The following is a 21,199-nucleotide window of genomic DNA, read 5'->3' on the forward strand; positions in this document are numbered from 1 at the left end:
CAAAATCAGATAGTTGTCAAACCCCTGCCACTTTTTGACGGAAAAATGGTTGGAATATTCAATCTGTTTTCATGAAATATGGTTAACTTTGCATAACCGATAAATCTATACGGCAGTAAAAAAATAATATAACAATAAGATACGATGAAAAAACTATTTGTTCTGTTGGCTTTGTGTGTTGTTTCGATGAATGTCGTGGCACAAAACAAACCTATGAAGGAGTTCGTGGATGAACTCATGTCTAAAATGACCTTAAAAGAGAAGTTGGGTCAGATGAATCTGTTGCCTGCCGGGAATATTACCACGGGGGCGGTGCAAAATAATTCTATCGTTCAGCAAGTCAAGGACGGTGAATTGGGTGGCGTGTTCAACATCAAGGGACTGAATGAGATTCGCACTTTGCAGGAGATAGCCATCAAGAAATCTCGCCTTGGCATTCCACTGCTGGTGGGCATGGACGTAGTTCATGGTTACGAAACTATCTTTCCTGTTCCTTTGGCCTTAGCTTGTAGTTGGAATTTGGAGGGCATTGAGAACAGCGCGCGTGTGGCTGCGCTCGAAGCAAGTGCTGAGGGAGTGAACTGGACCTACTCACCTATGGTTGATATCTGTAGGGATGCGCGGTGGGGACGCATTGTGGAAGGCGCCGGAGAAGATCCTTATTTAGGCAGTCTTATCGCCAAAGCCATGGTTAAGGGCTATCAAGGTGATTACAGTTTGCCATCGAACATCATGGCCTGTGTGAAGCATTTTGCTTTGTACGGTGCGTCAGAAGCTGGGCGAGATTACAACACTGTGGATATGAGTAGGCTGCGAATGTACAACGAGTATTTTGCTCCTTACAAGGCAGCTGTTGAGGCTGGGGTGGGCAGTGTGATGACCTCTTTCAACCTCGTGGATGGCATTCCGGCCACAGCCAATGCTTGGTTGGTTAATGACGTACTGCGCAAACAATGGGGATTTGATGGTTTTGTCGTCACTGATTACGCTTCCATCAATGAAATGGCAACGCATGGTGTAGGCGATTTGGCAACCTCTTCGGTTCGAGCCTTGCGTGCAGGAACCGACATGGACATGGTGGCAAAAGGGTTTATCGGCACGTTGGAGCAATCATTGGCCAACGGACAGGTCACCATGGCTGACATCAACCAGGCTTGTCGCAGGGTGCTGGAGGCGAAATATAAGTTGGGCTTGTTCAAAGATCCTTATAAATATATAAGGGTGAAGAGCAGGAATCAGTATGTATATACTGCTACTAATCGGAAAGCGGCCCGTGATTTGGCAGCTGAAACGTTTGTGTTGTTGAAGAACGAGAACCAGGTTTTACCTTTGAAGAAGCAGGGTAAAATCGCTTTAATCGGCCCTCTGGCCAACGATCGAGCTAATCTTTGTGGCACCTGGTGTGTGGCGATGGCTCCCGAACGCTATTCAACGTTGAAAGAAAGTATGGAGCGTGCCTTGAAAGGAAAGGCCCAATTGCTCTATGCGCAAGGCTGCAACATCGCTTCAGACGATGCTTTACAGAAGGCTGGTGAGCAGGGTAAAAACATCATGCGGGTAGATGATGCGCAAGCAAAGGCCGAGGCTCTCGCCGTGGCTGCGCAGTCTGATGTCATCATTGCCGCCATGGGAGAGGCGGCTGAGTTCAGTGGTGAGAGCCACAGTCGGGTTAATTTGGAACTGCCCGACGTGCAAATGGCCCTGCTTAAGGAACTTGTTGCTACTGGAAAACCTGTGGTGTTGCTGAACTTCTCGGGCCGTCCCACCATCTTAAATTGGGAAAAAGCGCATGTTCCAGCTATCTTGAACGTGTGGTTCGGAGGCAGTGAGGCGGGTGATGCCATTTGTGATGTGGTCTTTGGTGACAAGAATCCATGTGGCAAGCTCACCACCAGTTTCCCGCAACATGTGGGACAAATTCCTTTGTACTACAATCATTTCAACACCGGTAGGCCCGTCGCAGAAGGTGCTGACCGCTTCTTTAACTATCAGAGCAACTATCTTGACGTTCGCAATGATCCACTTTATCCCTTCGGCTATGGACTCAGTTATACCACTTATCAGTATGGTGAGCTGAAGTTGGACAGCAAGACGATGAGCCCTGATGGCCAAATTACCGTTAACATTCCCGTGACCAATACCGGCAACAGGGATGGGATAGAGGTCGTACAGCTTTACATTCGCGACGTGGTGGGTAGCATCGCCCGACCCGTTAAAGAGCTGAAAGGCTTTCAACGCTTGTCGATCAAGGCTGGTGAAACAGCCACTGCGACGTTCACTATTGATGCCAGTAAGTTGAAATTCTACAACTATGACTTAAAAGAGGTGGTCGAACCAGGCGAGTTTGATGTGATGGTTGGCCCCAATAGTCGTGACCTCAAGCGTGCCAGCATCACCGTTCAATAAAATAAGGTGGCTGCATCGGTGAGGTGGGTGACGGTGATTTGCCGCCACCCACCTAATCAGTTAACGCCTGTCGCTCATCATCATCGACATGATAAAACTTCAGAAAGCAGGTGTTGTATCTATATGTTGATAGCTGAATTGTTACCTCTCGCGTGCCAAGCCCATTGACTCGGCTGCGTCCCTGCGCTGCTCTGCTTAATCGAGAGCCTCGGTTTCGAGGCGCTCCACGTTACCGGTCACGGGATTAAGCACGACGTGCGTGGTGAATTTCTTGCCCCACAGCTCGCCGCTGAGATTCTCTATGCGACCGAATTGGGCTGCATAAGTTTCAAAAGAGGCTGCTGGCTGTTCTTCTTTGTACAGCGTGATTTTGATTTTTCCTGGCAGATTTACGTTGATGCCCACGTCACGCTTGTCTTTTTTCTTCACTTCAACGGGCATCTTCAATGTTGGGATTACCTGCTCATCCTGAATGCTGATATAGTAGGGCGCACCGCCCAAATCGTCTTGATCCACCATGCCCAAGTGCTTGGAGAAACGGAAGAGCAGCGCCTTGTCCACTTCTTTCGTCGGCACGTAGTCAACAAACACCTGCATGGTATCGACGGTTGTGGTGCCTTGGAAGAACCGCAGCATGGCCTTTTCCTGCACGTTCAGGTTGTTCAGCATAATCTTCAGCTGCTCGCCATCCTTTGGCATGAATTCGGCTTCACCGCGCGATAGCTGGTTCTTGCTGTCGCGAATGTCGTAGATGTCCTGTGCAATCAGCTCGGCGGTCTTGGCACTGCTGCCCGCCGCCAACATCTCTGCCGTCATGTATTTGGCGGGATCGATGGGCGAAGGCTTGCGCGCCGGCTTGAACGCTGGTTGGCTCTCCACTGCTCTCGGTTTGTCGTTCACGGCCATGATGACCCCGTTTTGGTCGCGACTCACACTCACGATACTGTGTTTCTTGTCGATGGTAGCCGTGAATTGTTTGGCCGAATCGGGCACCGCGTATGTGTCCATCTGTGTCGCCACGATGCGGTAAGTCGTCGTAGGCTGGTCGTTTACAGGTGTTTTGATGAATCTTTCAGAATATCGGGCGTATTCACCCGGCGTGAAAGTGGTTTTCTCGATGAGCAGTGCGAAGCGCAAAGCCGTCTTCGGAAGAAAGTAAGTAACCCCCTCTGTTGGTATCTGAGCTTGCGCCGTAGCGTGGCAGAAGGCCAGAAACAAGGTTGATAAAATGAGCTTATTCATGTCTTAGTCGTTTAATCGTTTGAATGCTTGTGGGATGAAGCGCACAATGTCGCCGGCCGTCATGCTCTCCTGTCCCAGTTCCTTGGCGGCCAAGTCGCCCGCCAGTCCGTGCAGGTACATGCCCACGGCGCAGGCGTCAGCCGGTTGATACCCACGCGCCGCCAGTCCCGTGATGATGCCCGTTAGCACGTCGCCGCTGCCCGCCGTGGCCATTCCCGCATTGCCGGTGGCGTTGAAGATGACGTGACCGTCGGGCAGACAGAGTGCCGTGTGATGCCCTTTCAGCAACACATAGCCATGCAGACGTTGGGCCAGTTCGATGGCCTTTTGCAGTCTTTCGTAGCCACCCCCACAGGTATTGCCTACCAGTCGGTCGAACTCTTTGGGGTGTGGCGTCAGGATGATGTTCTTGGGCAGCTGCTGCATCCATGCTCGATGCGTACCTAACATGTTCAGAGCATCGGCATCGACTACCACAGGACACTGTGCGCGGCGCACCTGAGCAATCATAGCGATGGCCGTAGTCTCATCCTGTCCCAGTCCGGGACCGATGCCCAACGCATCAAAGTCGTCAGTATCGACCGGCTCACTGAACACATTCTCGTCTGCATCGGCGTGCATCACCGCTTCCGGAACACTGATTTGCAAAATGTCGTTGTTGCGTTGGGGCGAGCATACCGTTACCTTTCCCACGCCAACTCGCAAACATGCCCTCGTTGCCAGTACGGCTGCGCCGGCCATGCCATAGCTGCCAGCCACCAAAAGTGCGTGTCCCATGTCGCCTTTGTGCGCCGTGCAGGGCCTGTGCAGCAATTTTTGCCGCACGTCTTGCTCTTCCAAGATGGTGTAAGTCGCATCCGTCTTGTTGATGAACTCCTCGGACAACCGGATGTCCAGCACCTTCACGCGGCCGAGAAAGCATTGCATGTCGGGCAGCATCATGGCCAGTTTCTTTTGTTGTAGCGTCAGGGTAAGGTTGGCTTTGACGATGTGTGTGCGCACGTTGAACGTGTTGTCCTCGGGCAGCAGTCCCGATGGCAGGTCGATACTCACCACCTGACATGGCGACTGGTTGATGTATTTCACCAGCGAGGCAAAGCCGCCGTTGAGCGGTTTGTTAAGTCCCGAACCAAAAAGACCGTCCACCACCAGGGTATCAGCGTCCAGTGTGGGCGGCTCAAAGTTGAGCGTAATCTCCTTGAACAGGTTTGCTTTTTTCGCCTCTACGATGCGTTTCTTGTTGATGGCACAGTCTTCCGACAGCTTGTTGCTGGTATTGAACAGGTAGACACTCACCGTGTAACCTTTTTCCGTCAGCATGCGAGCCACGGCCAGCGCATCGCCTCCGTTGTTTCCCGGACCGGCAAACACCACGACTGGTGTGCGGTTGGTCCACTCATCGGTAATGGCTTGGGTTAAAGCCTGTGCTGCGCGTTCCATCAAGTCGATGCTTTTGATGGGTTCGTGCGCAATGGTATGTTGGTCAAGCTCATGTATCTGAGCACTTGTAAATATCTTCATCCTTGCAAAAATACAAAAATAATACCAATGCATGGGCATGGGCTGTCCTATTTTTCGTTAATTTGAATCAAAATGGAGCGTCCGTTTTCACGGCTCTTTCATTGAAGGGCAATGTTGTTTAACAACAAATTTAACAAATGTAACGTATAAAGTAAACAAGACAATGAACGCAAGCGTTCTGCGAATGAAAGCAAGTCTACCGACATGAACATGCTGCATGTGTTTGCCAAATTCGTTTGATTAGGAGAACGCCGGCGTTCATTGATTTCAAACAATCGAATTTGTTTTATTGGTTCAATTCGTTGTTGAAACAAACGATTGATATGAGGATGAAAAACAAAGTCATAGCTTTTGGCCGGCAAACTCATTGCAATTGGATGCCAAACTCAATGCAATTGGCCGCCAAAGTCAATGCTATTGAAAGGTGATAGTAACTCGTTGATTTATAAATTGATAAATGTTGGTGGGCGAGGCGGTGGGAACATAATGGCCAAAAAAAATCCCTGCAATCCCGAAGGATTACAGGGAAACACCCCAGTGGGCGTTGACGGATTCGAACCGCCGACCCTCTGCTTGTAAGGCAGATGCTCTAAACCAGCTGAGCTAAACGCCCTTGCTATTTGAAGTAAGCGGGTGCAAAGATATGCCTTTTTCTGATAACCTCCAAACTTTTGATTATATTTTTTTGCGTTGACTTCAATTTGATGTACCTTTGCAGATGATAATCAATTAAAAAAAGGAATAAATAATGGAAAAAGTAGTTAGTGGAATACGCCCGACAGGTTATTTACACCTGGGAAATTATTTCGGTGCAGTGAAGAGCTTCATAGAGATGCAGGACAAGTATGATTGCATGTTTTTCATTGCAGACTGGCATTCATTGACCACTCGACCCAAACCAGAAGACATACAAGACAGTGCGCGCATCATTTTGGCTGAATATCTTGCCTGTGGCATCGATCCCCAAAAGGCTCCCATCTATGTTCAGAGTGACGTGAAAGAAACGCTGGAATTGTATCTTTACCTCAACATGAACACTTATATCGGCGAACTGGGGCGCGTCACCACGTTTAAGGAGAAAGCGCGTCAGCAGCCTGACAACGTCAACGCGGGGCTCTTTACATACCCAACGCTCATGGCCGCCGACATTTTGCAGCATCGGGCTAAGAAGGTTCCGGTAGGTAAAGATCAGGAACAAAACATGGAAATGGCGCGGAAGTGCGCCTCGCGCTTCAACAGAATCTATGGCGTTGACTTCTTTCCTGAACCGCAAAACTTCTATTTCAACTCGCAGGCTTTGAAGGTACCTGGCCTGGATGGAAGTGGAAAGATGGGGAAGAGCACTGGAAACTGCATCTATTTGCACGATGATGACAAGACTATCTCAAAGAAAGTGATGAAGGCCGTTACGGACAGTGGCCCCGAGAAGGCCAACAGTGAGAAGCCGGAGGTGATAGAAAACCTGTTCACGTTCTTGCGAATTTGCTCGACACAAGACACATACGACTATTTTGATGAGAAGTGGAACGATTGCAGCATTCGCTACGGAGACCTGAAAAAACAGATCGCAGCGGACATCTGTGCGACGGTAGCTCCCATCAGAGAGAAGATTAACGAATACATTTCGAATAAGGAGTTGTTGGACAAGATAGCCAAAGAGGGTGCCGACCGGGCGCGCGAGAGTGCCAGCGCTACCTTGAAAGAGGTGCGTAGAATCATCGGATTCAGGTCATAACAGGTCTGAAAAAGACTGCATGAACACCGAAAACGGGGGCGTTCCAACATTTGGAACGCCCCCGCTTTCAGTTCTATTCTTACCTGCCGAAACCTGCGTCATCGGCAGAAAATCGTTGCGTTACTTCGCCATGCCCTCGTTCTCGGGTGCCTTGTCAATCAGATCCATGAACTGGTCGAGCTTTGGTGTGATGATGATTTGCGTACGGCGGTTGCGCTGTTTGCCCAATTCCGTGTCGTTGCTTGTCAGCGGATTGTACTCACCACGGCCGCCAGCAGTCATCCGTTTTGGGTCAACGCCATAGTGGTTTTGCAAGAACTGCACCACGCTGGATGCGCGAAGGGTTGACAAATCCCAGTTGTTGCGGATGTTTTTCATCAGCGGACTGTTTTGGTTTACCGGCACGTTGTCCGTGTTTCCCTCTACCAAGACATCGTAATCCTTGTAGTCCATGATGATTTTGGCAATCTTGCTCAGCGTCTCTGCCGCGCGGTCATTAATCTCATACGAGCCGCTCTTGTACAGCATGTTGTCGGCCAAGCTGATGTATACCACGCCCTTTAGCACCTGAACGTCAACCTCTTTCAACTCCTCACGACTCAAAGAGCGGGTGAGGTTGTTGGTCAGCACCATGTTCAGCGAGTCTGACTTTGACTTTACTTCCACCAAATGGCGGATGTATTGGTTGGACTCATTAATCTGATCAACCAACTTAGAGATGTTGATGTTGTTGGAGTTGGTGTTCAACAAACTCTTGTCCAGCGACTTATGTAAAGCAGCGTAGTCGCTCTTTTGCTGTGCAAGTTGTTCCTCCAGCGAGGTAAGACGAGCCTGTGCGGCAGCCAGTTGTTCTTTGGCTGTCATGTAGTTGTTTGTCAACTCGCGGTTCTCCGTTTGACAATTCTCTAAATCTTTCTTGCTGGCACAGCCTGTAACAAGTAATGTTGCTGCCAACAAGGGTAATATAACAGCATTTTTCTTCTTCATGATTTTATTGTTTTATTCAGTTTAAAATCTTCTTTCCGTGTGTGTCTGGCTCTTGGATGAACGCCATTTTAAGCCTGTTTAGGCACACTGTTCTTGTGCCAAATATACATATAATGACGGCAAAGGCAATGAGAAGTAAACCGAAATTAAAATATTTTAACCGCTTAAGCCGTTATTTATTGAGTGTTAACACGTTAGGTAGATGTCAATAGAGGCGTTTATTTTACAATTTGCTGTATTCTACTTGCCTTTCTTCTGTCATCGACTTTGATGAATGTCGTATGATTACAACAGCAGTTTTTGGGCAAACTCCCATACCACGATGCCAGCGGTGACGGAAACATTAAGCGAGTGTTTGGTGCCAAACTGCGGTATTTCCAGGCATCCGTCGCATGCGTCAACCGTGTCTTGGTGCACACCTTTCACCTCGTTGCCGAAGACTACGGCGTAACGTTGACTGCGGTCAACAGACAAATGTTGCAGCTTAGTGGAGCCTACCACCTGCTCGATGGCGTAAACACAGTATCCCCTTTCTCTCAAATCTTCCACCGCTTGGGTGGCCGATGCGAAATATCGCCAGTCCACACTGTCCTCTCCACCCAAGGCTGTCTTGTGTATCTCGGGGTGTGGAGGGGTGGCCGTGATGCCGCAGAGGTACACCGCTTCTACCCGAAAGGCATCACATGAGCGGAATACCGACCCCACATTATATAATGATCGCACGTCGTCCAGCACGACAACCAGCGGTAGTTTGTCGGCCGCTTTGAAGTCTTTGACCGACAACCGCTGCATTTCTATGGTCTTTAATTTTCTCAATTTTCTTACCATTTTAATGAAACTTGTACGCCATCGGGATCGTTTTCGAATTGAACGAGCAGTGTCTTGCTGCTCACATCCCATGTGTGTCGGACTTTCTCGCCGCTGATTTCCACCAGTTTGGGCTGCTTGGGTAGCAACACCCGCATCACGTTCGTAGTGTTCTTGGGGCTTTTCGCTACGAATGAGTAGCTCTTCTGGGTGCGTTTTTCGTCATATACGCGTGCCGCTCCAGCCAATACTTGCGGTTGTTTCTTATTCTTGATGCGGTTGATGTTGTACAGGAAAGCCTGCTCTCCAGGTCTAACTGTTTTGCTGGAAAGTATCGGTAACTGCGGATCAAACAAATCAATGAACCGGCCTTTGGCTGTGTAGGGCTGGTTGCTGACGACGTTTTCGTCGATGACAGACACCAAATCATAGTTGCCACGCGACAGGGTAAATACATTCTTCCATTGCAATTGTCCGCCCTTGGCATCGTTTTCGTAGGCTTTTTTCACGGTGTCGACCAGTTTGCTGTCACCATTTGCCTGCAAAACAAATTCCTTCGGATCCTGACGAATCACGTAAACGGCACCTTTCCCCACGGCATAGCGGCCTTCTGTGGCATTCTTTGGCATAGACATCAGTTCGAAGAGATGCTGTGAAGGTGCCGAATAAGAGTTGCCATGTTGGTTCCACCACTCCAATACCCGCTGGAAAGGATCATCGTCTCTGCCGCTATAAACCAGTACACCACCTTGCTTTACCCAGTTGGCGATGTACTGATGAGCCTTGCTGTCGAGAGGTTTCATGTTGGAATACGACATCAACAGCACCTTTGTATGCTTCCAGGTGTCGGGATATCCCGTGTTTTCTATATGTACGATGTTCACTGGAACGCCGCGTTTGATGAAGGGTAAAGCTTCTCCATAGAAGTTGGAAAGCTGTGGATCGTCATATCCTTCAATCGGTTTGGGAGCTCGTTGGAACATCAAGGAGTTGGCCATCAGCACGCTGATGCCTTGCGATCCGCTCACTTGATTGTTGGACAGCGGCATGTGGTTCAGCGTGTTAATCATCACTTGCATCTGCGTAGAGTAGAATCGTGGTATGTTAGCTCGCTCGTTGCTGTTGGTGCTGACGCGATAAAGTCCTTCATATATGCGGTCGGGCCACGGCATCACCTCATAGTTGTTGTTGCGAGGATAGAGCAGTTTGGCTGTGAATGTGGCCTGATAATTTCGCTTGTAGTCGTCCCAATCTTTCGCTCTGTCCTCGATAGGATCGGTCAGGAAGAAGACTTTTCGTTTGGTAGGTGCCGTCATCGACTCCATACATCCGTATTCAAGAAAAGCTGTTTCGAACACCCTTTCTTTGGCATTGCCGTTAAAATAGTTGGGTGTGCGTGACGTTCCGGTCCATACTTGTGCGATATATCCATCCACACAGTCCATCGAAGCCAGACTGGCTTCGGGGCTGACGATGGACCATTGTGAATAGTTAAGCAGCGAATGGGTGGGTACATAGCATCTTACATTCATGCCTTTGCTTTGACCGTAAGCCTTTGCATAGGTGAAACAGTCTTCCAAAGCCTTGTAGTACAGGTGATATTTCAGTTTGTTTGATAGGTATGTATTCTCCGCTGAAAGATGCTGAGGCCGCCAGTCGAAACCGTAATACTTCTTCCATTCTTTCTTGAATGCATCGCTATAGCCAGCACGAGCCCAGTATTCAGGCTCTTCAAGGAAGATGGCATCGATGCCTGCGTCAATGGCTCGCTTGATCTGAGTTTGCTTAAAATAGGTCAAAAAGTTGTCGTTGGGAACAATGTAGGGAACCAAATGTCCATGCCAGATGGAATCTCCGTTCTGCTCAAACTGTCCTTCATCAATGTGCCACCGACCGTCCCACTTGCCTGTAAAGTAGTCTTGATATTCGCCCCAAGCGATGCCTGTCATGAAATGGGTTACGTATCCGCGGTCGCGCCACGACTTGACACGCTCTTCAAAGGTCATTCCTTTGTGTACTAGGGTGCCATAACACATCACCACATCGGCACGGATGTCGGTGACTGGTTTCCACTGTGCGTCCGTTTGAAACGTTGTTTTTTCGCGTTTTACTTGCCCGTTGGTTGTTGCACAGCTGATGAGCAAGGCCAGAATAATCAATAGGTGTTTCATGATGTGTTGGTTTGTGTGTTGGGCGTTGTTTTTATATTTAGAGGTGTCAGCTCGTCAATTCTTGGCTTGGAAGGCCAGCGCATACATCTTCATCTGCTTTACCATCGCCAGCAAACCGTTGGCTCGGGTGGGGGATAGATGCTCATGAAGGCCGATGCGGTCGATGAAATAGAGTTCTGCATCCATGATTTCCTGGGGCGTATGCCCGCTGACCACGCGGATGAGCAGGGCTATGATGCCCTTAACGATGAGCGCATCACTGTCGGCTGTGAAGTACAACTTGCCTTCTTTCTCATCACATTGCAGCCAAACGCGACTTTGACAGCCGTCAATGAGGTTCGATTGGGTTTTGTACCGTTCGTCTAATGGATCCAATTCGTTGCCCAAGTCGATGAGCATTTGGTACTTGTCCATCCAGTCGGACAGTTCTGAAAAATCTTCTATTACTTCGTCTTGCAATTCGTTAATGGTCATATTGAGGAGTTTTTAATTTTGAACATTGAACTTTGAACATTGAACTTTATGGTCAGTTTACTTTGAACATTGAACATTGAGCTTTGAACTTTATGGTTTGTTTACTTTGAACATTGAACATTGAGCTTTGAACTTTATGGTTTGTTCACGTTGAATTTTCAAGGTTTTGACAATATCATGCAGTAAACAGGCTAATCACTCCCCTCCCTTTTGGGGAGGGGTTGGGGGAGAGGCCGCAGTTTTCACACATCCCGTTTCACCGCACTTACTATCTTGAACAGCTTGTCATTGGGGCGCACTTTGTCAGGAACGGCAATGGAGATGCGCCAACCTTTCTCGGCCTTTTGTACCGGTTTCAGCTCATAGCGTATCTCGTTGGCGTCGAAATACATCACGCCAGTTGTGGGACCCGTGATGAGTAGATGCTCACCAAGCTCTATTTCTGCGGCTTCGATGGCCAACTCTGCCACGCCAAGGTTAGAGAAATACTTCACCACCTTGCCCACCAAGACCTTCTTCTCGGTAGCCTTGTTGCCATACTCTTTCGTCCATTCGCCCAGCTTCTGACCCTGGTAATAGCCGTCCCAGAATCCTCTGTTGAAGACTGAGGACAGGCGTTTGTCCCAAGTATCTTTCTTCTCTTCGGTGAAAGTGCCGTCGATAACCGACTGAATGGCTTCTTTGTAGCACGTCACCACGTTGTACACATACTCTGGTCCGCGTGCCCTGCCCTCGATTTTGAATACCCGCACGCCTGCATCCATCATGAGGTTAATGAAGCGAACGGTCTTCAAGTCCTTCGGACTCATGATGTATTTGTTGTCAATCTCCAGCTGGTTGCCCGTCTCGTTGTCGGTAACGGTGTACGAACGGCGGCAGATTTGCACGCATTCACCACGGTTAGCCGAGCGATTGGCATCATGAAGACTCATGTAACACTTGCCGCTGATTGCCATGCAGAACGCACCATGACAGAACATTTCGATGCGAATGAGCTCGCCATGGGGGCCGCAGATGTGCTGTTCGACAATCTGTTGGTGAATCTCTTTCACCTGTTTTAGGTTCAGTTCGCGCGCCAATACCACCACATCGGCAAAGCGGGCGTAGAACTTCAGGGCCTCAATGTTGGAGATATTGAGTTGGGTGGAGAGGTGCACTTCTACTCCTTTCTCCACGCAATAGGTCATCACGGCTACGTCACTGGCAATCACTGCCGATATTTGGGCATCCTTTGCCGCGTCGATTATCTTGCGCATGGTTGGGATATCCTCGCCGTAAATCACGGTGTTCACTGTGAGATAGGTCTTGATGCCGTGTGCCTTGCACGTGTCGGCGATGTCGTGCAGGTCGTCAATCGTAAAATGATTGGCCGAGTGCGAGCGCATGTTGAGCTGGCCGATGCCGAAGTATACCGCTCCCGCTCCGGCCTGAATGGCGGCTGCGAGGCTCTCTCTGGACCCCACGGGTGCCATGATTTCAAAGTCTGATAACTGATAATTCATACATGCAAAGTTACGCTTATTTGTAATAACTGCAAAGTAAAGCTGTGCGATTTGTTCGGTTTTTGTATTATCTTTGCACTGAGATGAGAAAGATACTATTGTTTGTGTGCGGCACGTTGGTTTTAGTTTCGGCTTGCAGAAATGCTAATAAGTCGAACGAGGTACGGCATCATCAGTTCAAAACGGATGTGATGTTGAAGGCCACTCCCGTGCAGAACCAGGGAAGCAGTTCGCTTTGTTGGGCGTATGCCATGCTGGGAACCATCGAATCGGAACGGTTGATGATGGGCGACTCGGTCAACTTGTCGGTTGATTATCTTGCTCGAATGTTGCTGAAGGAACAGGCTCGTGAGGCTTTCTTTGCGGGAGGAAGAAAGCAGGTGTCGCTTCGTGGGACGGCATCGATGGCTCTTCGTTTGCTGGAAAGATATGGCATGTTGCATGAGGACACGTATCATAGTCAGCAAGTGAATTACAATGTGTTGGCCAGAAAGGTGCAGTTGGCGGCCTCGCGGTCAGCAAGTTTGCAGAAAATGGATGGGCTTGTGGATAAAATGTTGGACGCTGAAGTTGGTTTCATGCCGCGGTTTGTCTTTTTCAGGCATGCTGAATATACGCCAAAACAGTTTGCCCACAGCGTTTGTTTACCTCATGAATATCTCTTATTAACCAGTTTTACGCACCATCCATACGGGCATTCGTTTGCTTTGGAGATACCCGATAATCGGTACCGCGACACCTTTATGAATGTACCCCTGGACACATTGATGGCACATGTCAAGCGGGCTTTGCAGACGGGGCATCCCGTTTGTTGGGAAGGAGATATCAGCGAGCCGGGATTTTCGTTTGCAAAGGGCGTGGCTAAGTTGCCCAATGAAGCCGTAAACGTTACGCCAGCAGCGCGTCAAAGGCAGTTTGAAACACTGAAAACTACTGACGACCATTGTATGGTATTGGTGGGATTGGCGCACGATGAGCGAGGAAATACCTACTATATTGCCAAGAATTCGTGGGGTAAGAACAATCCTTTCGGTGGGTATATGTATCTTAGCAACAATTATTTGCGTTTGAAAACGGTGGCTGTTTACATGAGTCAAGCGGCCTATGGAGTGTGATAAAACTTCATAACAACAAGGGTTGGCCCACACTGCACATTAGATTATTAAAAAAGGGGCATGCAAATTGATAGCATGCCCCTTAGCTTTTACTTATTTAGCGCCTATGCATCAATGTTCGCATAGGTTGCGTTTTGTTCAATAAATTCACGACGTGGCTCCACGTCATCACCCATAAGCATGGAGAATATCTCGTCTGCATCGGCTGCGTTCTCGATAGTAACCTGCTTCAACAGACGGGTCTTTGGATCCATGGTCGTTTCCCATAATTGTTCAGGGTTCATCTCACCAAGACCTTTGTATCGCTGCGTGTGAATGCTCTTGCTGTCTTCCTCGCCCTGGGCGTACTTGTCTATGAAGGCCTGTCGTTGCTGTTCGGTGTAGCAATATTCGCTGGCCTTGTTCTTGTATGTACACTTGTAAAGCGGTGGGGTAGCGATGTAGAGGTGACCTTCTTCGATGATTTTGGGCATGAAGCGATAGAACAGCGTCATGATGAGTGTGTCGATGTGCGAACCATCGACGTCGGCATCGGTCATGATGATAATCTTGTCGTAGCGCAACTTGTCGATATTGGCCTCTCGGTCGTCCTCTCCGTCTACGCCAAAGCGTACGCCGATGCTCTGAATGATGTTCATCACCGACTCGGCCTCGAACACTCTGTGCCATTGCACCTTTTCCACGTTCAGAATTTTACCACGCAATGGCAATATAGCTTGCGTGTATCGGTCGCGTCCTTGCTTAGCCGATCCACCTGCGGAGTCGCCCTCCACCAGGAATATCTCACAATCTTTTGGGTCTTTGTTGGAGCAGTCGGCCAGTTTGCCTGGCAGTCCTCCACCGCTCATGACGTTCTTACGCTGAACGCTCTCGCGCGCTTTTCGTGCCGCAATACGTGCCGTAGCTGCCAGAACCACCTTCTCACAGATTTGTTTTGCCTCGGTGGGATGCTCTTCCAAGTAGTTGGTAAGTGCTTCGCCAACAGCTTGTTGCACGGCTCCTGATACCTCACTATTGCCCAATTTGGTCTTGGTTTGCCCCTCAAACTGCGGCTCTGCCACCTTAATAGATATCACAGCGGTAAGTCCTTCACGGAAGTCTTCACCTGCAATCTCTATCTTTGCCTTTTCAATTTGCTTTGAAATAACGGGGTCGTTGTCTGCATACGTCTTCAACGTGCGTGTCAGTGCGGCGCGAAAACCTGTGAGGTGCGTGCCACCCTCTATGGTGTTGATGTTGTTAACGTACGAGTGTATGTTCTCAGAATAGTCGGTATTGTACATGATGGCCACCTCAATGGGGATGCCTTGCTTCTCTGTTTTCAGATAGATGACATCGTCGAAGAGGTGAGTTCTGTGCCGATCAACATAGCGGACGAACTCTTTAAGGCCGTCTTTGGCATGGAAAACCTCCGTATGTGTTTTGCCTTCCTCATTGGGACGCAGGTCAGTAAGAGTAATGCGGATGCCTGCATTCAGGAACGCCAGCTCTCGCATGCGCCTCGCAATGATGTCCCATTGAAAGTGAGTGGTTGTGAATATAGATTTGTCTGGCCAGAATTGCTGACGTGTTCCACGTAGGTTGGTCTCTCCAACGACTTTCACAGGGTAGAGGGCTTTTCCTCTTTCGTATTCCTGTTGGTAGATTTTGCCGTCACGAAACACCTGAGATGTCATGTGAGAGGATAGCGCGTTAACGCAACTTACACCAACTCCGTGCAGACCACCGCTGACTTTGTACGAGCCTTTGTCGAACTTTCCGCCAGCATGGAGTACCGTCATGACCACTTCCAGGGCCGACTTGTGCAGTTTTTCGTGCTGGTCTACTGGAATGCCTCGACCGTTATCTTGTACTGTAATTGATTCGTCTTCGTTGATGGTCACTTCAATGTCGGTGCAATAACCTGCCATCGCTTCGTCAATAGAGTTGTCCACGGTCTCGTTAATCAGGTGATGGAGACCCTTCTCACTGATGTCACCGATGTACATTGCAGGGCGTTTGCGAACAGCCTCAAGTCCTTCCAAGACTTGGATGTTACTGGCCGAATAATTGTTTTCGGTATTCTGATTTTCTGCCATTTGTCGTTTTGTATATTATGATATGCAAAGATACGAAATTACCGCCAAATGAGGAAATCTTTTGTTGCTAAAAATGCGTAAAAGGCTGGCGTGCGTTTGCCTTTTTTATGTGGTTTAAAGATGCGAATAAAGTTTTTCTGTTTTCTGGTATTTTGTAGTTCTTGCCCACCTCGTAGCCTGTGTTGGTCGGCAACGAACCTGTGACGAATCGCCTGCTTGAAGATTGGGATAGACGCTGTGCTGTGTCAACGGAGGATGAGATTGAGGTGGGTGAAACCTCAAAAGGTTACACTTCTTTCGAAATGTAACCTTTGTATGTAGGGTCGTCAGATGGACTTATGCGAGTTTGCTGATGTGCTTGCAGAGGCTTGACTTCAGGTTGGCAGCCTTGTTTTTGTGGATGCCATTGGTCTTGGCCAGCTTGTCTACCATCTTCTGTACTTCAGGATACAGCTTGACAGCCTCATCCTTGTCGGTCATTGCACGCAACTTGCGTACAGCATTACGCATGGTCTTTGCATAATATTTGTTGTGCAAAGTCTTAACTTTGTCCTGACGGATTCTTTTAAGTGATGATTTGTGATTTGCCATCTTCTATTTACTTCTTTTATTTCTTTTGTGTAGTCCCTAGCAGAGTCGAACTGCTCTTTTGAGAATGAAAATCTCACGTCCTAACCGATAGACGAAGGGACCGTGCCATTTGATTAGCGGGTGCAAAGTTATGACATTTTTCCTTACCAACCAAATTTTATGCTGTAATTTTTCATTGAATGTATGAAAATCAGTATTTTTGCCATTCAAACCCACGTTCAGATGTTAGTAAAGACGCAAGCTATTGTACTACGAACCATCAAATATGGCGATTCTCAGTTGATAACAGATTTGTTCACCCAGTCTACGGGGAACGTCTCTTTTATCCAGCGTATGCGCAAAGGCAAAGGCGGCAGAGTAGGAAAGCCCTATTTTCAGCCGCTCACTATCTTGGATATCGAGTTTGATGAGCGTCCTAACAAGCAGTTGCAGCGCATCAAGGAGATGCGGCTGGCCTATCCGTTCTCTACCATACCTTTCAATTCTTATAAGTTGTCCATCTCCTTGTTCTTGTCAGAGTTCTTGTATTTCAGCGTGCGCGGCGAGCATGAGGTGGGGGCATTGTATCAATATGTGGAGAACAGCATTCGTTGGTTGGATTCGGCGGAGGGGGCTTTCGCAAACTTTCACCTGGTGTTCATGATGCATCTGACGCGCTTCATCGGGTTTTATCCAAATCTTGAGAACTGGCATGCGGGCGATTTCTTCGACCTTCGCAACGGCGTGTTCTGCTCTCTCGTTCCCTTACATCCCGACTTTATTCCCCCAAACGAGGCGGCGAAGATTGGTCAACTGATGCGGATGAACTATGAAACGATGCATCTTTTTCGCTTTTCCCGTGAGGAACGCAATCGTTGCGCCAACTTGATATTGCGCTACTATCGCTTGCACATCCCTTCGTTCCCCGAACTGAAATCGCTCTCGGTGTTGCAAGATTTGTTTCGGTAGCCACCGGTTGCTTTTCAAGCCTTTGTGGGCTGGCTTTGCAAAGTCATTGACTTTGGGTGCCAATCTACATGCTTTTGGGGTGCAAAGTGCATGACTTTGCACCCCAAACTCAATGCAATTGCAGGTCAGGTTTTAAAGTCTTGACTTTCAAGGAAAAAGAAAACGGCAAGAACCCTTTGGTACATAGTGTTTCAAAGGGTTCTTGCCGTTGGGTTCGCAGATGGCGAAATTGAGTTTAAGAATTAGGCGAGCAGCTTTTTAACGATGCCTGAAATGGTTTTGCCATCAGCTTTGCCAGCCAATTGTTTGTTGGCCATTCCCATAACTTTTCCCATATCCTTCATGCTTGCGGCACCCGTTTGGTCGATAATGGTCTTGACGATTTTCTCTATTTCGGCTTCCGACAATTGCTCGGGCAGATAACGCTCGATGACCGAAACCTGTGCCAATTCAGCGTCAGCAAGTTCCTGTCGACCTGCGTCTATGTACGTCTGTGCCGATTCTTTGCCTTGCTTGGCCAGCTTCTGGATAATCTTCAAGGCGTCTGCATCCTCCAATGTATCGTTGGCTCCCGGTGCTGTTTTGGCCTCGAGGAAAACTTTTTTGATGTTACGCAGCGTGTCAAGTGCTACCTTGTCACGCTCTTTCATTGCGGTTTTGATGTCTTCGTTAACCTTTTCAAATAGTGCCATTTGTTTGATGTTTTATTGTATTTGTTGACGAGCTGTCGTCGGTGTATATTGTTTCATTCAAAACTGATGAGGCCCTGTATGGGTTCATTGTTCTCTTTTTGTTCGGGTTCCTTGGGCTCACCCGATGCCTGTTTGCGTATGTCGTCCAGCATCTGACGCGTACGTTTGTAGGTGGGGAAGCTCTCTACGGCCAGGATAACGTCCTCGTTGTCAAGATCTTCGTTGCTGAAGAGATAGACGTGCGGGTGACGTTTGTATTTAGAGTTTTTCCCATCCTTGTAATATTGCTCCTTGCGGTTGATGAGTTGTATCTTTCGTTCTTCCTCTTCGGCCAGGCGCATGGCTTCTTCTTGCGAATGACGTTTGCCGATGTGGCTGTCCATTCCCTCTACATCGCTGATGCCAAAACCTGTGGCCAAGATGGTTACTTTTACCTTTTTGCCAAGGTCTGGGTCGATGGCGATGCCCCATTTGATTTCAAAGTCGCTGTCAAAGCGTCCCATGAAGTCGTTCACATCGTTCATTTCCTCCATCATCAGACCGCTGTTGTCATTCTTTTCATTACAGAAGTTGATGCTGAGCAGTATCTTTTTGGAGTTGAAGATGTCGTTATCGTTCAGCAGCGGAGAGTTCAATGCGTCCTCGATGGCTGCCTTCACCCGGCCCTCTCCTTCGCCAAAGCCCGTGCTCATGATGGCCACGCCACCGTCTTTCAGCACCGTTTTCACGTCATTGAAGTCGAGGTTAATCAGTCCGTGGTTGGTGATAATCTCCGCAATGCTCTTGGCAGCAATGCTCAGAGTGTCGTCGGCTTTGCCGAAAGCGTCGAGTACAGTGAGGTCAGGGTATATCTCTCGCAAGCGTTCGTTGTTAATCACCAGCAAGGCATCCACATGCTTGGCCATTTCCTCCACGCCGTCTAAGGCTTGGTTAATCTTCTTATCGCCCTCAAAGCGGAAAGGAATGGTGACGATGCCAACGGTCAAAATGCCTAGTTCCTTGGAGACGCGGGCGATAACCGGAGCGGCTCCTGTACCCGTACCACCGCCCATACCGGCCGTGATAAATGCCATACGGGTACCGTCGTTGAGCATGTTTTTGATGTCTTCGAGGCTCTCTTCGGCGGCTTGGCGTGCCTTCTCGGGCTTGTTGCCAGCTCCCAATCCTTCTTTGCCGAGCTGCAAGTGGAAGGGTACCGGACTATCGTTGAGCGCCTGATTGTCGGTGTTGCAGAGCACGAAGGTTACGTCGTGAATACCTTCGCGGTACATGTGGTTGACGGCATTGCCACCGCCACCGCCAACACCGATTACCTTGATGATGCTGCTTGCTTTGTCTGGTTCTCCAAAATCGAGAATGTTAGGGGTGTTGATATTGTCTGACATAATTGTAATTCTTAATGGTTCGTTCTTGGGAAGTAGTGATTGGACTGCTGCTTATTCTTCCTCTTCGGTTATTTTGCTGGCAAAGTTTTTAATGCTTTTCCATAATTTGTTGACAGGAGAGTTTTCTCTCTTCTCTTCCGCTATGCGGCGTTGCTCCTCTTCCTGCGCCTTTCGTTCAGCTTCTTCCTGTTCCTCCTTTTGCTTACGCAGCTGTTCTTTTTCTTCTTCGGTCTGTACAATGCCCGTGCCGGATGTTTCCTTATACGATCGAGGACCTTTGGCTGGTGCGGGCGTTGGTGTGGTGTGCTTGGGTTCGTTGCTTTGGAATAAGTCGGCAGTAATCTCTTCGCCAGCACAATTGATGTCGCCTTTGACAAGCAATCCCAGGATGGTGTTCATCGTTCCCGTATGAGCTGTGATCTCTGGGAGGTTGGAATTGATGTTTTGGTTTACAAACTTGGCTATGCGAATCTTCTCCGTTGGGGCTTGGTTGGTAAAGGCTTTCTCGATATTGGGCATGTTTGAACCGCCGCCTGTAAGGATGATTCCGCCAATGAGTTTGTCGGCATATTCGTTTGGAATCTGATAAAAAACGTTCTCAATGATTTCCTGTAGGCGCGATTCTACAATCTCGATGAACTTGCGGCTATCAACTTTTCTGTCTTGGTCGATAGGGTATTTCTTGTTGTCATCAATGTCACTGTTGTCGGTGTAGGCCGAGGCGTATTTCAATTTCATTTGCTCTGCCTGACTGTCTTCCATCAACAAGGAAGTGATGTCTTTGGTGATGTTCTCGCCACCCAATGGGATGACGGCCAGATGGCGCAGGATATTTTTGTAATATACCAGCACGGTTGTGGTGTCAGCACCGAGGTCTATCAGTGCACAGCCAGTTCTTTTCTCGGTCTCTGTCAATACGGCGTCGGCCAAAGCCAGTGGTGCTAAATATAGTTCGGCAATCTCCACGCCCGCCTTGTTGAGGCATTGGTTGAGGTTTTTGTAGAACGTTTTGCGCCAAAGTATGTTGAGGAAATTACCCTCCAACCTTGAACAAGGAATGCCAACCGGGTCTAATTGGTACAGCGCGTCAACCTTGTATTCCTGCGTGGCAGCGTCCAATATCTCTTGTTCTGCATAAGTCATGCTGCGATTGGCATCCATCAGCTCGTTAATCATATCCTGACTAACGACGGTTTCTGCGGGCAGATCCTTGATGATGACGTTCTTGACGCTGCGGATGCTCTGTCCTCCGACCCCGACATAGACTCGGGCTATGTTGGTTTTGAGCGTAGTTTCCAACTTTTTAATGATGTTGGTCAAGCACAATACTGTCTTGTCAATGTTGAAAACTACACCTTTGCGTATGCACGAGGTGGAATCTTCTTTGACAACAGCAAGAATGGAGATGCTTCCATCTGAATTCTTTTTTCCTGCAATACCTGTGATTTTTGACGATCCCAGTTCAATAGCTACGATAAATTCCTTTGCCATACGTTTTTATATCTTTATCAAATCTTTTTGTTCGTGTTATGTTCTTTTGTTCTC

The 21,199-nt window shown here is 48.5% G+C and carries 16 protein-coding genes and 1 tRNA gene; 4 read left to right on the top strand and 13 right to left on the bottom strand.

Features of this window, described 5'->3' with window-relative positions:
- The first annotated feature begins 144 nt into the window (after positions 1-144).
- Positions 145-2,406: a beta-glucosidase BglX gene (gene bglX, locus HMPREF1254_RS07440; RefSeq protein ID WP_023058035.1), complete on the top strand. Its 2,262-nt coding sequence runs from the start codon at positions 145-147 to the stop codon at positions 2,404-2,406.
- A gap of 195 nt (positions 2,407-2,601) precedes the next feature.
- Here the strand turns inward: bglX and HMPREF1254_RS07445 are convergent, their stop codons facing one another.
- From HMPREF1254_RS07445 to HMPREF1254_RS07460, 3 genes are all read right to left on the bottom strand, one after another.
- The gene (locus HMPREF1254_RS07445) at positions 2,602-3,648 is read right to left on the bottom strand and encodes a DUF4831 family protein (RefSeq protein WP_023058114.1); all 1,047 of its coding nucleotides are present in this window, start codon (positions 3,646-3,648) and stop codon (positions 2,602-2,604) included.
- A 3-nt stretch (positions 3,649-3,651) separates the two neighbouring features.
- Positions 3,652-5,169, bottom strand: coding sequence for a bifunctional ADP-dependent NAD(P)H-hydrate dehydratase/NAD(P)H-hydrate epimerase (locus tag HMPREF1254_RS07450; protein WP_036878246.1), 1,518 nt, complete (start codon positions 5,167-5,169; stop codon positions 3,652-3,654).
- A gap of 538 nt (positions 5,170-5,707) precedes the next feature.
- A tRNA-Val gene (locus HMPREF1254_RS07460) sits at positions 5,708-5,782 on the bottom strand.
- Between the two features lie 135 nt (positions 5,783-5,917).
- On the opposite strand from HMPREF1254_RS07460, the gene trpS reads away from it, so the two are divergent.
- Positions 5,918-6,904 (top strand): tryptophan--tRNA ligase, encoded by a 987-nt coding sequence (gene trpS, locus HMPREF1254_RS07465; RefSeq protein WP_023058081.1) that lies wholly within the window; start codon positions 5,918-5,920, stop codon positions 6,902-6,904.
- A 120-nt stretch (positions 6,905-7,024) separates the two neighbouring features.
- Here the strand turns inward: trpS and HMPREF1254_RS07470 are convergent, their stop codons facing one another.
- The 5 genes from HMPREF1254_RS07470 to HMPREF1254_RS07490 all read right to left on the bottom strand — a co-directional run bounded on the left by HMPREF1254_RS07470 (position 7,025) and on the right by HMPREF1254_RS07490 (position 12,845).
- Positions 7,025-7,891 (bottom strand): OmpA/MotB family protein, encoded by an 867-nt coding sequence (locus HMPREF1254_RS07470; protein WP_023058019.1) that lies wholly within the window; start codon positions 7,889-7,891, stop codon positions 7,025-7,027.
- A gap of 285 nt (positions 7,892-8,176) precedes the next feature.
- A complete protein-coding gene (locus HMPREF1254_RS07475; RefSeq protein WP_036874242.1) occupies positions 8,177-8,707 on the bottom strand; it encodes an RNA methyltransferase in 531 nt (176 codons plus the stop codon).
- A gap of 5 nt (positions 8,708-8,712) precedes the next feature.
- A complete protein-coding gene (locus tag HMPREF1254_RS07480; RefSeq protein WP_023058003.1) occupies positions 8,713-10,869 on the bottom strand; it encodes a hypothetical protein in 2,157 nt (718 codons plus the stop codon).
- A gap of 54 nt (positions 10,870-10,923) precedes the next feature.
- On the bottom strand, positions 10,924-11,343 hold the full coding sequence (locus HMPREF1254_RS07485) for a SufE family protein (protein ID WP_023058108.1): 420 nt from the start codon (positions 11,341-11,343) through the stop codon (positions 10,924-10,926).
- 242 nt (positions 11,344-11,585) lie between these two features.
- Positions 11,586-12,845: a peptidase U32 family protein gene (locus HMPREF1254_RS07490; RefSeq protein WP_023058034.1), complete on the bottom strand. Its 1,260-nt coding sequence runs from the start codon at positions 12,843-12,845 to the stop codon at positions 11,586-11,588.
- A gap of 83 nt (positions 12,846-12,928) precedes the next feature.
- Between HMPREF1254_RS07490 and HMPREF1254_RS07495 the strand changes: the two genes are divergently transcribed.
- Complete coding sequence (locus HMPREF1254_RS07495) at positions 12,929-13,960, top strand: C1 family peptidase (RefSeq protein ID WP_023058090.1); 1,032 nt, start codon at positions 12,929-12,931, stop codon at positions 13,958-13,960.
- A 104-nt stretch (positions 13,961-14,064) separates the two neighbouring features.
- Here the strand turns inward: HMPREF1254_RS07495 and gyrB are convergent, their stop codons facing one another.
- Together gyrB and rpsT are read right to left on the bottom strand one after the other, a co-directional pair.
- Complete coding sequence (gene gyrB / locus HMPREF1254_RS07500) at positions 14,065-16,038, bottom strand: DNA topoisomerase (ATP-hydrolyzing) subunit B (RefSeq protein WP_023058021.1); 1,974 nt, start codon at positions 16,036-16,038, stop codon at positions 14,065-14,067.
- A 336-nt stretch (positions 16,039-16,374) separates the two neighbouring features.
- Positions 16,375-16,629, bottom strand: a complete 255-nt coding sequence (gene rpsT / locus HMPREF1254_RS07505; RefSeq protein ID WP_004348968.1) for a 30S ribosomal protein S20 — start codon at positions 16,627-16,629, stop codon at positions 16,375-16,377.
- 222 nt (positions 16,630-16,851) lie between these two features.
- Between rpsT and recO the strand changes: the two genes are divergently transcribed.
- On the top strand, positions 16,852-17,577 hold the full coding sequence (gene recO, locus HMPREF1254_RS07510; protein WP_036878303.1) for a DNA repair protein RecO: 726 nt from the start codon (positions 16,852-16,854) through the stop codon (positions 17,575-17,577).
- 242 nt (positions 17,578-17,819) lie between these two features.
- Here recO and HMPREF1254_RS07515 read toward each other — a convergent pair whose 3' ends face one another.
- Genes HMPREF1254_RS07515 through ftsA form a run of 3 tightly spaced genes read right to left on the bottom strand, consistent with a single transcriptional unit; the run spans position 17,820 to position 21,145 of the window.
- Positions 17,820-18,269 carry a GatB/YqeY domain-containing protein gene (locus tag HMPREF1254_RS07515; protein WP_023058067.1) on the bottom strand — a complete coding sequence of 150 codons (450 nt, stop codon included), beginning with the start codon at positions 18,267-18,269 and terminating at the stop codon, positions 17,820-17,822.
- 53 nt (positions 18,270-18,322) lie between these two features.
- Positions 18,323-19,654 carry a cell division protein FtsZ gene (gene ftsZ / locus HMPREF1254_RS07520; protein WP_023058041.1) on the bottom strand — a complete coding sequence of 444 codons (1,332 nt, stop codon included), beginning with the start codon at positions 19,652-19,654 and terminating at the stop codon, positions 18,323-18,325.
- A 51-nt stretch (positions 19,655-19,705) separates the two neighbouring features.
- Positions 19,706-21,145, bottom strand: coding sequence for a cell division protein FtsA (ftsA, locus tag HMPREF1254_RS07525; protein WP_023057988.1), 1,440 nt, complete (start codon positions 21,143-21,145; stop codon positions 19,706-19,708).
- Between the last annotated feature and the right edge of the window lie 54 nt (positions 21,146-21,199).

Source organism: Prevotella sp. BV3P1 (assembly GCF_000479005.1).
In the GTDB taxonomy this organism is placed as follows: domain Bacteria; phylum Bacteroidota; class Bacteroidia; order Bacteroidales; family Bacteroidaceae; genus Prevotella.

What these genes read in the sequence shown, in the direction of transcription:
- bglX (WP_023058035.1), top strand. Translation starts at nt 145, where the DNA reads ATGAAAAAACTATTTGTTCTGTTGGCTTTGTGTGTTGTTTCGATGAAT.
- HMPREF1254_RS07445 (WP_023058114.1), bottom strand. Translation starts at nt 3,648, where the DNA reads ATGAATAAGCTCATTTTATCAACCTTGTTTCTGGCCTTCTGCCACGCT.
- HMPREF1254_RS07450 (WP_036878246.1), bottom strand. Translation starts at nt 5,169, where the DNA reads ATGAAGATATTTACAAGTGCTCAGATACATGAGCTTGACCAACATACC.
- trpS (WP_023058081.1), top strand. Translation starts at nt 5,918, where the DNA reads ATGGAAAAAGTAGTTAGTGGAATACGCCCGACAGGTTATTTACACCTG.
- HMPREF1254_RS07470 (WP_023058019.1), bottom strand. Translation starts at nt 7,891, where the DNA reads ATGAAGAAGAAAAATGCTGTTATATTACCCTTGTTGGCAGCAACATTA.
- HMPREF1254_RS07480 (WP_023058003.1), bottom strand. Translation starts at nt 10,869, where the DNA reads ATGAAACACCTATTGATTATTCTGGCCTTGCTCATCAGCTGTGCAACA.
- HMPREF1254_RS07485 (WP_023058108.1), bottom strand. Translation starts at nt 11,343, where the DNA reads ATGACCATTAACGAATTGCAAGACGAAGTAATAGAAGATTTTTCAGAA.
- HMPREF1254_RS07490 (WP_023058034.1), bottom strand. Translation starts at nt 12,845, where the DNA reads ATGAATTATCAGTTATCAGACTTTGAAATCATGGCACCCGTGGGGTCC.
- HMPREF1254_RS07495 (WP_023058090.1), top strand. Translation starts at nt 12,929, where the DNA reads ATGAGAAAGATACTATTGTTTGTGTGCGGCACGTTGGTTTTAGTTTCG.
- gyrB (WP_023058021.1), bottom strand. Translation starts at nt 16,038, where the DNA reads ATGGCAGAAAATCAGAATACCGAAAACAATTATTCGGCCAGTAACATC.
- rpsT (WP_004348968.1), bottom strand. Translation starts at nt 16,629, where the DNA reads ATGGCAAATCACAAATCATCACTTAAAAGAATCCGTCAGGACAAAGTT.
- recO (WP_036878303.1), top strand. Translation starts at nt 16,852, where the DNA reads ATGTTAGTAAAGACGCAAGCTATTGTACTACGAACCATCAAATATGGC.
- HMPREF1254_RS07515 (WP_023058067.1), bottom strand. Translation starts at nt 18,269, where the DNA reads ATGGCACTATTTGAAAAGGTTAACGAAGACATCAAAACCGCAATGAAA.
- ftsZ (WP_023058041.1), bottom strand. Translation starts at nt 19,654, where the DNA reads ATGTCAGACAATATCAACACCCCTAACATTCTCGATTTTGGAGAACCA.
- ftsA (WP_023057988.1), bottom strand. Translation starts at nt 21,145, where the DNA reads ATGGCAAAGGAATTTATCGTAGCTATTGAACTGGGATCGTCAAAAATC.